This is a genomic window from Paraburkholderia sp. SSBN10T, assembly GCF_056619545.1.
Map to the genome: position 1 here is coordinate 253,150 of NZ_JBWQQI010000008.1, position 13,186 is coordinate 266,335.

8 protein-coding genes and 1 pseudogene are annotated in these 13,186 nt (G+C 64.0%); 1 reads left to right on the forward strand and 8 read right to left on the reverse strand.

Going from position 1 to position 13,186, the window contains the following annotated elements; translation table 11 throughout:
- Positions 1-8: 8 nt before the first annotated feature.
- The 5 genes from hydA to AC1ECK_RS15455 form a co-directional block, all read right to left on the reverse strand.
- Positions 9-1,460, reverse strand: coding sequence for a dihydropyrimidinase (hydA, locus tag AC1ECK_RS15435; RefSeq protein WP_480320542.1), 1,452 nt, complete (start codon positions 1,458-1,460; stop codon positions 9-11).
- Between the two features lie 134 nt (positions 1,461-1,594).
- Positions 1,595-3,106: an NCS1 family nucleobase:cation symporter-1 gene (locus tag AC1ECK_RS15440; protein ID WP_480320543.1), complete on the reverse strand. Its 1,512-nt coding sequence runs from the start codon at positions 3,104-3,106 to the stop codon at positions 1,595-1,597.
- Positions 3,107-3,228: 122 nt separating this feature from the next.
- Positions 3,229-4,566, reverse strand: coding sequence for an NAD-dependent dihydropyrimidine dehydrogenase subunit PreA (gene preA, locus AC1ECK_RS15445; protein ID WP_480320545.1), 1,338 nt, complete (start codon positions 4,564-4,566; stop codon positions 3,229-3,231).
- Between the two features lie 68 nt (positions 4,567-4,634).
- Positions 4,635-5,981: an NAD(P)-dependent oxidoreductase gene (locus AC1ECK_RS15450; RefSeq protein ID WP_480320547.1), complete on the reverse strand. Its 1,347-nt coding sequence runs from the start codon at positions 5,979-5,981 to the stop codon at positions 4,635-4,637.
- A gap of 168 nt (positions 5,982-6,149) precedes the next feature.
- A complete protein-coding gene (locus AC1ECK_RS15455; RefSeq protein ID WP_480320549.1) occupies positions 6,150-7,430 on the reverse strand; it encodes an allantoate amidohydrolase in 1,281 nt (426 codons plus the stop codon).
- Positions 7,431-7,757: 327 nt separating this feature from the next.
- Between AC1ECK_RS15455 and AC1ECK_RS15460 the strand changes: the two are divergent.
- Positions 7,758-8,496, forward strand: a pseudogene (locus AC1ECK_RS15460) (TetR family transcriptional regulator C-terminal domain-containing protein).
- A 78-nt stretch (positions 8,497-8,574) separates the two neighbouring features.
- Here the strand turns inward: AC1ECK_RS15460 and boxA are convergent.
- The 3 genes from boxA to boxC form a co-directional block, all read right to left on the reverse strand.
- Complete coding sequence (gene boxA, locus AC1ECK_RS15465) at positions 8,575-9,819, reverse strand: benzoyl-CoA 2,3-epoxidase subunit BoxA (protein WP_480320551.1); 1,245 nt, start codon at positions 9,817-9,819, stop codon at positions 8,575-8,577.
- A 58-nt stretch (positions 9,820-9,877) separates the two neighbouring features.
- Entirely contained in the window at positions 9,878-11,305 is a 1,428-nt protein-coding gene (gene boxB / locus AC1ECK_RS15470; RefSeq protein WP_480320553.1) for a benzoyl-CoA 2,3-epoxidase subunit BoxB, read from the reverse strand.
- 124 nt (positions 11,306-11,429) lie between these two features.
- Positions 11,430-13,100 carry a 2,3-epoxybenzoyl-CoA dihydrolase gene (boxC, locus tag AC1ECK_RS15475; protein WP_480320555.1) on the reverse strand — a complete coding sequence of 557 codons (1,671 nt, stop codon included), beginning with the start codon at positions 13,098-13,100 and terminating at the stop codon, positions 11,430-11,432.
- Positions 13,101-13,186: the final 86 nt, after the last annotated feature.

Consider the following 13,186-nt stretch of genomic DNA (forward strand, 5'->3'; position numbering starts at 1 on the left):
CGCGCACCTCACCGCTCTACCGCATGCGGTTCCTTCAGCTTGTTGGCCACCCGGATCGCATCGAAGTAGGCCGCGTTGGGCGGCCGCTTCAGGTACTGCCCCGCGCCTCTGAGCGCGCGCAGATCGCCGTCGGTCCACGCCAGCGCGCCGCGCGTGAGCGTATGCATGGCCACGCCCTGCACCGTCATGCCTTCGAACACATTGAAATCCACCTTCTGGTGATGGGTCTTGACCGAAATGGTTTTGGTCGCGGCCGGGTCCCACACCACGAGGTCGGCATCCGCCCCCACCTGCACCGCGCCTTTGCGCGGATAGAGATTAAAGATCTGCGCCGCATTGGTCGAGGTGATGCGCACGAACTCGTTCGGCGTCAGACGCCCCGAATTCACGCCGTGATGCCACAGCACCGACATGCGATCCTCGACGCCGCCGCACCCGTTCGGGATCTTCGTGAAGTCTTCGCGGCCCATGGCCTTTTGCGACGCGCAGAACACGCAGTGATCGGTTGCGGTAGTGTGCAACTGCCCCGCTTGCAGTCCGCTCCAGAGTGCCTCGCGATGCTCGCTGGAACGGAACGGCGGACTCATGACATGCGCCGCAGCACGCGTCCAGTCGGGATCGCGATACACGGCTTCGTCGATCACGAGATGCCCCGGCAGCACTTCACCGAATACGCGCAGACCTTCGTTGCGGGCTCGGGCAATCGCGTCGACCGCGTCTTTGGACGACACGTGCACGATATACACCGGCACGCCCAGCACCTGGGCAATCCGGATCGCACGATTGGCCGCCTCGCCTTCCACTTCCGACGGCCGCGAGAGCGGATGCGCTTCCGGCCCGCTCAGGCCGCGCGCCAGCAACTGCCGCTGCAACTGGAACACTAGTTCACCGTTTTCCGCATGCACGGTGGGCAACGCGCCCAGTTCGAGCGAGCGCGCGAAGCTGTTCACCAGCACTTCGTCGTCGGCCATGATGGCGTTCTTGTAGGCCATGAAGTGCTTGAAACTCGACACCCCATGTTCATGCACGAGCGTGCCCATGTCGCGATGCACCGAGTCGTCCCACCATGTCACCGCGACGTGAAAGCCGTAGTCGGCGGCGGCCTTTTCGGCCCAGCCACGCCATGACTGGAAGGCCTCCATCAGCGACTGGCGCGGGCTCGGAATCACGAAGTCGATGATGCTCGTGGTGCCGCCCGCCAGGCCCGCTGCCGTGCCCGTGTAGAAGTCGTCGCTCGCCGTGGTGCCCATGAAGGGCAGTTCCATATGCGTGTGTGGGTCGATGCCGCCGGGCATCACGTACTGTCCATGCGCGTCCACGATCGACGCGCCCGCCGGCGCTTCCAGTTCCGGGCCAACCTGCAGGATCGTGCCGCCATCCTGCGGGTCGGCACACAACACGTCCGCCCGCCAGCTACGGTCCGCATCGACTACCGTGCCGCCGCGAATCAGGGTCGTCATCTTGCTGCCTCCTCATTGACTGCTACGTGTTCACTCTCACCGCGGCGTGCATGCCGGCCTTGCGCGAGACATGCACGCTTCATGCTCCATGCTTCACACTGCGACTGCCCGCTTCGATCTGCACGCTCGAAGCGTCATGCGCTCGCCACCCGCGCACTCGGCCCCTTGCTCAGCTTCATCCATGCGCTATAGACGATAGACGCCAGCGCGAGCCCCACGAACCATGCATACGTGTACAGCGTGTTGAAAAACGCCGGCACGTTCGGAAACGCCGCCGGAAAGGCCGTATGCAAAAAGCCCGGCAGATTCGGCAGGACGCCCACCAGCAGCGCCACCACCGCGCCGAGATTCCAGCCGCCCGTGTAGCTGTATTCGCCGTTCTCGTCGAACAGCTCGCGCGGGTCAAGCCGCGTGCCGCGAATCAGGAAGTAGTCCACCATCAGGATGCCGGCCACCGGTCCGAGCAAGGCGGAATAGCCGACCAGCCACGTGAAAATGTAGCCTTGCGTGGTGGCGAGAATCTTCCACGGCATCATCACGATTGCAATCGTCGCGGTAATCATGCCGCCCACGCGATAGGAAATGCCCTTCGGCCACAGGCTCGAAAAGTCGTACGCCGGCCCGACGAGGTTGGCGGCGAGATTGCAGCACATCGTATCGAGGGTGAGAATCACCAGCGCGACACCCACGCCGATGCCGGTCATGCGGCTCGTGAGATCGATAGGATCCCAGATCGCTTTTCCATAGATCACCACGGTGGCCGACGTGACCACCACCGAGATCACCGAGAGCAGCGCCATCGGCGCCGGCAAGCCGATCGACTGGCCGATCACCTGGTCGCGCTGCGAACGGGCAAAGCGTGTGAAGTCGGGAATGTTCAGCGCGAGCGTGGCCCAGAAGCCGACCATCGCGGTCAGCCCCGGCCAGAACGTCGCCCAGAACAGCCCTTCTTTCTTGCCGCCCGCCACGAATTGCGACGGCGCCGACAGCATCGTGCCCAGGCCCCCGGCCTTCGAGGTCGCCCACCAGACCAGCGCGATGCACATTACCACCTTGATCGGCGCCGACCAGCTTTCGAGCCAGCGGATCGAATCCGTGCCGTGCAGGATGAAGTAGATCTGCAGGGCCCAGAACACGAGGAAGCACGCCAGTTGCGCCAACGAGATGTCGAGCAACGGCAGGGCCTCGCCATGCAGCGCGTTACCGGTGAGGATATTGAGCAGCGTATAAATCGCGCTGCCGCCGAGCCAGGTCTGAATGCCGTACCAGCCGCAGGCGACGATCGCCCGCAACATGGCCGGCAGTTTGGCGCCCTGGGTGCCGAACGACGAGCGCACCAGCACCGCATACGGAATGCCGTGTTTCGCCCCGGCATGCCCGATCAGCAGCATCGGCACCAGCACGATCAGGTTGCCGAGCAGCACGGTGAGCACCGCCTGCCACGGCGACATGCCCTGCTCCGTCAAGCCGGCCGCCAGCATGTACGAGGCGATATTCATCACCATCCCCACCCAGAGCGCCGCGAAGTGATACCACTTCCAGGTGCGCTGCGCGACGCCGGTCGGGGCCAGGTCGTCGTTATAAAGACTGCTGCCGTGCACGCCGGCCGCTAGCGGCGGCTCGGCGCCTTGCACTGTCGGTTTCATTGAACAATCTCCAGTCATCGTTGTGGCCCGCGCCGCTTCTGGAACTGCCTGGGCAGGCGTCGGGCCGGTCAGGAATCCACATCGTTACAAGCGCATCGTGTGCTGCCGTTCTGCTGCGCCCGTCAGGCCGCTTTCGCGGTGGCGTGCGCTGCCACAGTTTGCGCGGCTTGCGCGGTTTGCTCTGCTTGCGGTTCGCCCGCCTCCACGCGCGCCGGGTTGTTCGGATGCGTGGTCCAGTTGGCGTAGTCGCCCGCGTCGACCCGTTCCATCGTGATGCATTGATCGACCGGGCAGACGTGCATGCATAAATTGCACCCGACACACTCGGAGTCCACCACTTCAAAATGCCGCACGCCATCTTTTTCGCGTGTGATCGCCTGATGCGAGGTGTCCTCGCAGGCGATATGGCACAAGCCGCACTGGATGCACTTGTCCTGGTCGATGCGCGCCTTGATGTCGTACTTGAGGTTCAGGTACTTCCAGTCGGTGACGTTGGGCACCGCACGGCCGCGAATCTCGTCGAGCGTCGCGTAGCCTTTCTCGTCCATCCAGTTCGACAAGCCGTCGGCGAGGTCCGAGACGATCCGGAAACCGTAGTGCATCGCCGCCGTGCAGACCTGCACGCTGCCCGCGCCCAGCACAATGAATTCCGCCGCATCGCGCCAGGTCGAAATACCGCCGATGCCGGAAATCGGCAGATTGGGCGTTTCGACATCGCGAGCGATTTCGGCCACCATGTTCAGTGCGATCGGCTTGACCGCCGGCCCGCAATAGCCGCCGTGCGTGCCCTTGCCGTCGACGATCGGCATGGGCGCCATCACATCCAGATCCACGCCGACGATCGAGTTGATGGTGTTGATGAGCGACACGCCATCCGCGCCGCCCTTATAGGCTGCGCGCGAACCCATGCGGATGTCGCTGATGTTCGGCGTCAGCTTCACGAGGCAGGGCAGCTTCGTGCCTTCCTTGACCCAGCGCGTGACCATCTCCACGTATTCCGGCACCTGGCCCACCGCGGCGCCCATGCCGCGCTCGCTCATACCGTGCGGGCAGCCGAAATTCAGTTCGACCGCATCGGCGCCGGTGTCTTCGACGAGCGGCAGGATCCATTTCCAGTCGCGCTCGTTGCACGGCACCATCAGCGAGACGATCAGCGCACGGTCCGGCCAGTCGCGCTTGACCTGGGCGATCTCGCGCAGGTTGACGTCGAGCGGGCGGTCGGTGATCAGTTCGATATTGTTCAGGCCGGCGATGCGCTGGCCGTTCCATTGCACCGCGCCGTAGCGCGAGCTGACGTTGACCACATGCGGGTCGAGGCCGAGCGTTTTCCAGACCACACCGCCCCAGCCTGCCTCGAACGCGCGGTTGACGTTATAGGCTTTGTCGGTCGGCGGCGCGGAGGCGAGCCAGAAAGGGTTCGGCGAGGTGATGCCGGCAATCGTACAGCGCAGATCGGCCATGTTCGGCTCCTTGGGGACTCTGTTTTATCGCGGTGTCGCGTTGTATCGCTTGGTCGTGTTGCGCGCCGTTAAGCGGCCTTGACCGCCGTGCGGGCGAAGTGCGCGTCGATGGCGGCGGCGGCCAGCTTGCCGTCCTGTACCGCCTGCACCGTCAGATCGACGCCGCCCGTCGCGGCGCAATCGCCGCCGGCCCAGACATCCGGCAAGGAGGTCTGTCCATTGGCGTCGACGGCAATCCGGCTGCCGTCGAGCGTCAGCAGATCGCGCTCCACGCCCACTGCCACCAGCGTCTGGCCGATCGCCTTCAGCACCATGTCTGCCTCGACCGTGAAGCGCTCCACACCCTCGGCGGATACACGCTCGAACTCGACACCCGTCACCGTGCCGTCGCTGCCGAGCAGCCGCACCGGTTTTGCATGCGTGATCAACGTCACGCCCTGGCTCTGCGCGAATTCGCGTTCGGCCCAGGTTGCGCTCATGGTCTCCACGCCGCGCCGGTAGACCATCGTCACCATCGTCGCGCCGAGCTTGCGGCTTTGCACGGCGGCATCCACCGCCGTGTTGCCGCCGCCGATCACCACCACCCGGCGTCCCACCGGCACCGTGGCGAGGTCGCGCGCCTGACGCACCTGTTCGATGAAATCCACCGCGTTCAGCACACCGCCGAGGGCCTCACCTTCGAGCGCCAGTTCCCGCACGCCGGTCAGGCCGATGGCGAGAAACACCGCGTCATGTTGCTTGCGCAAGGCATCGAGACTGACCTCGCGGCCGAGCGCCACACCGGTCTTGACGGCGATGCCCCCCACCGAAAGCAGCCACGCCACTTCACGCTGCGCAAAATCGTCGACCGTCTTGTAGGCGGCGATCCCGTATTCGTTCAGACCGCCGGCCTTGTCGTGCGCGTCGTAAATCGTCACCGTGTGACCGGCCAATGCCAGACGATGCGCACATGCGAGACCCGCCGGCCCCGCGCCGACCACCGCCACGTGACGCCCGGTCTGCGCCGCCCGCTTGAACAACACTTCGCCGCGCGCCATCGCCCAATCGGTCGCATGGCGCTGCAGCGCGCCGATCGCCACCGGTTTCTCGTCCTGATGGTTGCGCACGCAAGCGCCTTCGCAAAGAATCTCGGTCGGACAGACCCGCGCGCACATGCCGCCCAATGGATTGGCCGACAGAATGTCCACGGCGGCGCCCTTCAGATTGCCGTTGCCGATCTTGCGGATAAAGCTGGGAATGTCGATCTGGGTAGGACAGGCCTGGACGCACGGCGCGTCGTAGCAGTAATGACAGCGGCTCGCCGCCACCGCTGCGGCGGCCGGATCGAGCAAGGGCGCAATGTCGGCGAATTCGCAGGAGAGCTGCTCGGGCGACAGGCGCTGCGGGGCAATGTCGCCGCTATGCTTGATGGCCATACACGTTCCTTCTTCAATATGAGGACGTAGCCGTGCCCGCCGGCCGCACTGCAGGCGCGGTCGGGACGACGTGTTTTATAGGCGATACGGTCAGGCTCGTTCTAAAGGCGCCGACGCAAACCAGATGCACCAAACCCGTCGGCGCGGCGCCCCGCTATCCTTACGCTGTCATGAAGCCGCCTCGCAAGCACGCTCCACCATGGCGTGCAGCAAGACGTTCGCGCCCGCCTCGATCCATTCGAGCGTGGCGTCTTCGATCTCGTTGTGACTGATGCCGTCGACGCAGGGCACGAACACCATCGAAGTCGGCGCGACCTGCGCCAGATAACAGGCGTCGTGACCCGCGCCCGACACCATGTCGCGATGCGCGTAGCCGAAGCGTTGCGCGGCGGCGCGCACCGACTTCACACAGGCGGCGTCGAATGCGACCGGTGCGTAATAGAAAATCTGTTCGAGCTCGGTTTCGAGGCCGATGCCGCTCGCAATCCGCTCGACGCCTTCGCGCAGCGCAGCGTCCATCTTCGCGAGCACAGCGTCGTCGGGATGGCGAAAATCCACCGTGAAAAAGACCCGCCCCGGAATCACATTGCGCGAGTTCGGGTACACCTGCATCATGCCGACCGTCGCGCAGCCGAACGGCGCATGATCGAGGCCGATGCGGTTGACCAGATCGACCACGCGCGCCGCGCCCAGCAGCGCATCGCGGCGGCGCGGCATCGGCGTGGGGCCGGCATGCGCTTCCTGACCGGTGAAGGTGATTTCGTACCAGCGCTGGCCCTGGGCGTCGGTGACGACGCCGATGGTCTTGTGCTCCGCTTCGAGAATCGGCCCTTGTTCGATATGCAATTCGAACGCCGCATGCACGGGCCGGCCGCCGCACGGTTGATCGCCCGCATAGCCGATGCGCTTGAGTTCCTCGCCGATGGTCTTGCCGTCCACGTCCTTGCGCGAGAGGCCGTATTCGAGCGTAAACACGCCGGCGAACACGCCGGAGGCCACCATCGCCGGAGCGAAGCGCGAGCCTTCCTCGTTGGTCCAGATCACCACTTCCACCGGGTGCTCCGTCTCGATGCCGTGATCGTTCAGACTGCGAATCACTTCGAGCCCGCCCAGCACGCCATAGATGCCGTCGAAGCGGCCGCCGGTGGGTTGCGAATCGGCGTGCGAGCCGGTCATGACCGGCAGCGCATCGGGATTGCGCCCGGCGCGGCGCATGAAGACATTGCCCATCTGGTCGACCGTGACCGTGCAGCCCGCCTCCTTCGCCCAGCTCACGATCAGGTCGCGCCCCTGCTTGTCGAGATCGGTCAGCGCCAGGCGGCAGACGCCGCCTTTCGGCGTTGCGCCGATCTTCGCCATCGTCATCAAACTGTCCCACAGACGCTTGCCGTCGACCTTGATCGACGTATCGGGTTCAGCATGCCTTAACGCCTCGGATACCGCGTTCATTCGTCTCGCTCCTTTCAATGAACCGACCACGCAACTTCGATAACCAACTGGTGCATCTGCGGCGGATTTTGGGGCGTCGCCGCACGGCCACGGTGCATGCAATGCCCTTTCCGGCAAGAGGCGGAACCGGGGCAAACCCTGGGGTACCGGCCGCTCATCCAATCCTGTCCAGTTGGACAGGTTGTAGCCGATTAACTCCGCCAAATCAATGCCTTTCGTACGGGAGAATACAGAGCGAGAAGCGTGCCATTGCAACGCAGCAAGGCGTTTTTGCGCACAGAGAATCAGCGTGCCTTAGGTAACTCAATCCGCGCCCAAACGACTAGAATGAAGCGCGACGCGGCATGCGCGCCGCGCGAGGCCAACAATGAGACACGACGAAGTGGCAAGCGAAATTGCTGAAAACGACGAGACCCCAGTGCCTTTGCGGCGGCGCAAGGCGCACATTCGCGAATCGAACGAGGCCCATCTGCTGGCCTGCGCGGAGGCCGTATTCGCCGAGCGCGGACTGGAAGGCGCCAGCACGGCGATGATCGCCGAACGTGCAGGCTTGCCGAAAGCTAACCTGCATTACTACTTCCCGACCAAGCTCGCGCTGTATCGCCGGGTGCTCGAAGATCTGTTCGAGGACTGGCATCGGGCTGCCGATACGTTCGAGGGCAGCGACGATCCGGTGGAGGCGATCAGCGGCTATGTGCGCGTCAAGATGGAATTGTCGCGGCGGCGCCCGCTCGGCTCGAAAGTGTGGGCCAACGAGATCATCCACGGCGCGGAGCATATGCAGGACATCCTCATGCAGAGCGTCAAGCCCTGGCTCGAGAGCCGCGTCAAGGTGATCGACGACTGGATCGCGCGCGGCCTGCTGGCGCCGGTCAATGCACACACCTTGATGTACATGATCTGGGCGACCACCCAGCACTACGCGGATTTCGATGCGCAGATCCTCGCGCTGGGCGGCAAGCGTGCGCTGAGCCAGAAGGCGTTCGACGCGTCCACCGAGGAAGTGGTGCAACTGGTGATTCGTGCGTGCGGTGCGGTGTCGCCGAGGCGGGAAGGCAATGAGTGACCGGAGGTGAGCCAGGCCACCTCCGGGGCAAAGTCCAGCTTATGTCTGCGGACGTATCGATACGTGGAGCGGTACGTATCAATACGTCTCGAGATGCAGCCGCCCTTCCCGCTTCAGGCGCGCCCACAAGCTGTCCCAATCGAGTCCATGCAGCTCGCCGATTTCCTTGAGCGCCTGCAGCACACCGTCTTCCATGCCCTTGAGCCCGCAGACATAGATATGCGTGTTGTCGTCCTTGAGCAGTTGCGCGACATCCACCGCACGTTCGCGCATGGCATCCTGCACATAGCGCTTCGGCTGATGAGGCGTGCGTGAGAAGGCCAGGTTCGTATCGATGAAGTCTTTGGGCAAATTGGTCAGCGGCCCGAAGTACGGCAACTCCTCTTTGGTGCGCGCGCCGAAAAACAGCATCAGCTTGCCGGTTGCGCCTTTCAGACGACGCCGCCGCCGGTACTCGGTCATCGCACGCATGGGCGCCGAGCCCGTGCCGGTGCAGATCATCAGCAAATGCGAGTTCGGATGGTTCGGCATCAGAAAGGTGCCGCCGAACGGTCCGATCACGTTGACCACATCGCCTTTCTTCAGGTCGCACAGGTAGTTCGAGCACACGCCCGTCGTGGCGCTGCCGCCGTGATCCTGGGTGACGCGCTTTACCGTCAGCGAAACGTTGTTGTAGCCGGGGCGCTCGCCGTCCCGCGGGCTCGCGATCGAATACTGGCGCGCATGATGGACGCGGCCGTCGGCGCTCGCGCCCGGCGGCAAAATGCCGATCGACTGCCCCTCCAGCACCGGAAACGGCATCGAGCCGAAGTCCAGCACGATGTGATGGATGTCGCTTTCGGTGGCGGCGTCGGTGAGCCGGTAGTTGCCCACCACCGTTGCGGTGGTGGGCGCCTTGTGCGTGTAAAGGTTCACGTACGGCTTCGCCGCGGACCAGGGCGGCACCGTCGAACCGCGTACGGCATCCACCTCGACGGCGGGCGCCTCCGGCGACGCCTCGTCCGCTGCCGCTAACGCGTTTGCGTCATCCGCCGGCGCTACCGCCATGGTGCCCTGCTCCGGCAGCACGTCCCAGCCGAACTGCTCTTCGATGCCGTAGGCGTCGGGCTTGAGCACCATGCGCCAGTTGTCGATTGCGCCGGTCGGGCACGGCGGCACGCAGGCCATGCAGCCGTTGCAGATGTCGGCCTTCACCACATAGTTGTTGGCGTCGTGCGTGATCGCGTCGACCGGACAGGTTTCTTCGCAGGTGTTGCAGCGAATGCAGATCTCCGGATCGATCAGGTGCTGCCTGAGGATATCGATCGATACTGGGCCGTTCATGCCTACCTCCCACAATGTTTCCGCACTGCCTGTGCCACGTCTCTAATACCGCGCAAGCTCAGTTAAAGCGCACGTATTCGAAATCGACCGGTTGACGATTGACGCCCATCGCCGGCGGCGCAATCCAGTTGGCGAACTTGCCGGCTTCCGTCACACGGCCCATCAGCGATGCCACATAAGCGCGATCCTCCGCACTTGGCAGCCATTTCGCTTCATTGGCGGCCCATTCGGCCGCGCCGATCACGCGGCCATCCGGCGACACGCGAGTACCGGCAAAGGTGCCGATCTGGCGATTGAACGCTTTATGCGGCACGCTCAGGCGGAAATCGATGCCCGCCTTCTCCAGCACCTTGTTCCAGCGGTTCACGCCCGCCACCGAATCCTTGATGTAATCGTCGCGCAGCACTTCGTTCATCGCGTTGAGCATCGGCACTTCGCGCTCGACCAGCTTGCCGTCCTGCACGTCGAGCAGTTTGTAGCTCTGCCCGTTGAGCTGATGGTCGTCGTCGCGTTTGGTTTCCTCATAGCGGCCCTTCAAACCCGAGCTATAGAAGGTCGCCGCATTCGACGAATGATCGGCGCCGAACAGATCGATCGTCACCGAGTAGTGGAAGTTCAGATAGCGCTGGATCGTCGGCAGATCGATCACACCGGCCGCACGAATCCTGTTGACGTCGTCGGTCTTCAGTTCGTTCATGACCTGGGCGGTGCGCTGGACCACGCGCGAGACGCCAGACTCTCCGACGAACATGTGATGCGCTTCTTCGGTCAGCATGAACTTCGTGGTGCGGGCGAGCGGATCGAAGCCCGACTCGGCGAGTGCGGACAACTGGAACTTGCCGTCGCGGTCGGTGAAATACGTGAACATATAAAACGCCAGCCAGTCCGGCGTCTTCTCGTTGAAGGCGCCGAGAATGCGCGGGTTGTCGTCGTCGCCGGAGCGGCGTCCGAGCAGCGCTTCGGCTTCCTCGCGGCCATCGCGGCCAAAGTAACGATGCAGCAGGTACACCATCGCCCACAGATGCCGGCCTTCTTCGACGTTCACCTGAAACAGGTTGCGCAAGTCGTACATCGACGGCGCGGTCAGGCCGAGGTGACGCTGCTGCTCGACAGATGCCGGTTCCGTGTCGCCTTGCGTGACGATGATGCGGCGCAGGTTGGCGCGATGTTCGCCGGGCACGTCCTGCCACGCCGCTTCGCCCTTGTGCTCGCCGAACTGGATCTTGCGGTCCTGCTCGCCCGGCGTGAGAAAAATGCCCCAGCGGTAGTCGGGCATCTTCACGTGATCGAAATGCGCCCAGCCGCCCGCGTCGACGCTCACTGCGGTGCGCAGATAGACGTCGTAGTTGTGCGAGCCGTCCGGACCCATGTCGCTCCACCACGACAGGAAGTTCGGCTGCCACTGCTCGAGCGCGCGCTGCAGTGCGCGGTCGTCGGCGAGGTTGACGTTGTTCGGGATCTTTTCGCTGTAGTTGATCGTAGACATGTTCGGTTCCTTGGTCGGGAAACAGGCGTACCGGGTTCGAGAGGCGCGCATCGATGCGCTGGAAACAATCAGTGCGACAGGTGCTATAGGAGCAGTGAAGGCGACGGGCGACGCAGGCGCGCCGTCAAACCCGCGAGACGTCGAATTGCGCCTTGCTGCCCTTGCCGTACACCTTGAGCGCGCCTTTCTCGCCCACCGCGTTCGGCCGGTTGAAAATCCAGTTCTGCCAGGCAGTGAGGCGGCCGAAGATGCGCGTCTCCATCGTCTCAGGGCCGTTAAAGCGCAGATTCGCTTCGAGACCGGTCAGCGCGTCCGGCGACATTGCCGCGCGCTCTTCCAGCGCGATGCGGATTTCATCGGCCCAGTCGATGTCATCGGGCGAAGCGGTCACGAGCCCGAGACGCTCGGCCTCGACCGGCTTGATGGCCTGGCCGATCCTGGCGCGCACGGCATCGAGCGGTTCGGCTTCCTCATAGAAACGGCGTGCCAGCCGCGACTGATGCGTGACCATCGGATACAGGCCGAAGTTGACTTCCGAGAGCGTGAGCGCCGGCTCTTCGTCTTCGTTGCTGGGCAGCGCGGCCATATAGGTTCGATCCGCGGCAAACGCGAGCTCGGCGAAGGTGCCCGCGAAGCACGAGCCCGGTTCGATCAGCGCGAACAGCGAACGCGACGAGACGTCGATACGCGCCAGGGTGCGGCGCAGCAGGCCGATCGTTTCGCGCACGAACCAGTGGTCCTTGTGTTGCATCAGCGCGGCGTCCGCGGCGAGCACGTTGCGCGCGTCGCCCTCGGTCCTGAAGATCCACGTGCCGATATCGAGTTCATTGGTGCGCATCGACAGGATCGCATCGTCGAGTTCGCGAGCGAATTGCAGCGGCCACCAGCGTGCGCCTGCTGCGACGATGGCGTCGATGTCGGTGGGTTGCGTGGCGCCCGGCGCCCTGGCGGTAAACGTCGCAATCCGCCTGGCGCGGTCGATGCCGACATCCAGCGTCGCGTAGCCGAGTCCGTCCTCGCGCACGCTGCGCTCGATGCGCGTCAACGCCACGCCTTGCGCGTCGGCGGGACGGTCGCTTTGCGCAGCCAGTTCGAGTGCGCGTGCCTGGATCGCCTGATCGAACTGGTTGGGCTTCACCACCTCGTCGACCAGACGCCACGCCTTCGCCCGTTCGCCGCGAATCCCTTCGACCAGCGTGCAGAAGATGTCCGCACGGTCGTGACGCACGCGCCGCTTGTCGGTCACCCGCGTGAGCCCGCCGGTGCCCGGCAGCACACCGAGCAGCGGCACCTCCGGCAACGACACCGACGACGAGCGGTCGTCGACCAGGTAGATCTCGTCGCACGCGAGCGCCAGTTCGTAACCGCCACCGGCGCAGGCGCCGTTCACTGCCGCGAGGAACTTGAGACCCGAGTGGCGCGACGAGTCTTCAAGCCCGTTGCGCGTCTCATTGGTGAACTTGCAGAAGTTGACCTTCCACGCATGCGTCGACAGGCCCAGCATGAAGATGTTGGCGCCCGAGCAGAACACGCGATCCTTCAGGCTCGTCAGGACCACCGTTCTGACTTCGGGGTGTTCGAAGCGAATCCGCTGGATCGCGTCGTGCAGTTCGATGTCGACGCCGAGGTCGTAGGAATTCAGTTTCAGCCTGTAGCCGTCGCGGATGCCGCCGTCCTCGGCGATATCGATGCCGAGCGTCGCGACCGGACCGTTGAAGCTCAGTTTCCAGTGCTTGTACTGCGAGGGATCGGTGCGATAGTCGACCGGGGCAATCAGGGTTTGGGCTGCGGACATGGGCGTCTCCTGGACAATGCCTAACTGTTTTTTGAACAATAGTGCATCATCGCATCCACGTAAAGCACTTTAATTCATGTTTACGT